The 1,578-nt window shown below is 59.6% G+C and carries 2 protein-coding genes; one reads left to right on the top strand and one right to left on the bottom strand.

What is annotated here, in order from left to right; all coding sequences use genetic code 11:
* Nucleotides 1-1,112: hypothetical protein (locus C5L12_RS27660; RefSeq protein ID WP_105375166.1), on the top strand; the 1,112-nt coding region annotated here is incomplete at its 5' end.
* 67 nt (nucleotides 1,113-1,179) lie between these two features.
* On the opposite strand, the gene C5L12_RS27655 is transcribed toward C5L12_RS27660, so the two are convergent.
* The coding region (locus tag C5L12_RS27655) for a hypothetical protein (protein ID WP_245423070.1) at nucleotides 1,180-1,578 on the bottom strand (399 nt) is incomplete at its 5' end.

Raw genomic sequence — 1,578 nt, 5'->3', positions numbered from 1 at the left:
GGCGGCTGACGCCGAAGGACGATGCCCCCGGTCGGCATGAGGAGCGACCAAACCACGCCGTCGCCTGTCCGTTCCACGTCGACAAGGACGCCAGTCCCGTCCTCATTGACCGCGGCTACCATCTTCGACCCCTGTCGAGATCCAAGCGTTCGTACATTGATGCCCTTCCTGCCATTCCTAATCGCTTGGCCGATGTCTCAGGGGATGAGCCCTTCCGGTCGATCGAACGAAATGACCGACCTTCCAGACTGGGTGGCGTGCTATGGAGGATGCTTGATAGAGCGGGTATGAACGTAATCCCGCCGCTGCAGGATGATGTTGATTTCAAGCTCGCCGATCAGCTCTTCCGGTTGCGCTCGGCCGCACGGGAGCTGAGGGTACTCAGAGCCTGGACGTTGAACGCTCTTCTATCAACTTGGGGCCCCGACTATTGGGATCCGGAGAGCCGTTGGCAACGGCTGCTTGCGAGCTCGCGCGGCGACTGGCCCGAGGGGCTTCGCCGCACCGGCTTCATGCTATTGTTTTCGACCAGCGTTTTCACGCAGGCCGTCATGCCGGCATCCACCTCGCGGACAATCGATATCCTCTCCAAGGTGCGCCAGCCGCTTCGGGGGGACTCGGCAAGCCGAGGACCGTTCCTGACTCTGCTGAACGTGGATTTTCAGGAGGACGATGAAGGCCCGGTTCGGGCTGTGCAAGCCTACGCCCAGCCGGTCTATAACGGCGATACGCTCTTCCCCGTCGAGTCCGGATTTGAGCGTGACGTTTCCCATCTGCTTTTCTGGCTTCAGCAATCGCTCTTCGATGCTGCTCCAAAACTGCGGATCTCCATTATCAAGCCGCTCTTCGCGGCGGAAACGCCCATCGGCCTTTGCAGGCCGGACTTTGTATTGGAGATTGCCCATAGAGATCAGCCACCGCGCAGACTGCTCGTCGAGGCCTTTGGGATTGAGACGGAGGAATATCGGCACGCCAAGGAAAAAACGATCCCGCGAATGAAGTACCTTGGGCCGATCTTCGCTATCTCTCCGGAGGATCTTACCGAAGCGAATTCCGAGCGCATCGGGCGCCGGCTGCAGGCGTGGGTCATCGATAAACTGGGCGGCGGCTGAAAGTGCGGCGCAACTGTTGGTCGATGATCGGCGTAGGATATCGCTGGGCGGCGGGGTTCGCCTTCTGCTATGGCTGTGCCGAGCAGCCATCAAGCTCGGATTCGGCTGCCTTGAGCAGAGCGAGCTGAGCACGAGATCCGATCTCCGGCGGGCAGTTTCCAAACATGGTGGACACGAGCTCCTCCGCGAGTTCGGCAATCGTCGGCGTCAAGCGGGTGGTAAGCAGGCGGTTCAGGTCATTTGCATCCGCTCCCCGGCGTCTGAGTTCGGCCTTGATAGCGCGCTTTTCGACTGCACGCTCTTTGACCATCAGCCAGAGACCAGCGTTAGCCCTGGCTGCCGCAACAATCCGCTCGATAACATCGTCTTTCAAGAGGTCTCGAGTTGCGAGGTATCTGATTTCGCCCACGGAATCTTCCTCCTTCTGTTGGCTTTTACCGAAAATGCCAAATTCCGCTCCGCCATC

The organism is Neorhizobium huautlense (assembly GCF_002968575.1).
Lineage (GTDB): Bacteria > Pseudomonadota > Alphaproteobacteria > Rhizobiales > Rhizobiaceae > Neorhizobium > Neorhizobium huautlense.
Note: the sequence above shows the minus strand (reverse complement) of the source record. Positions and strands in the feature narration are given on the sequence as shown.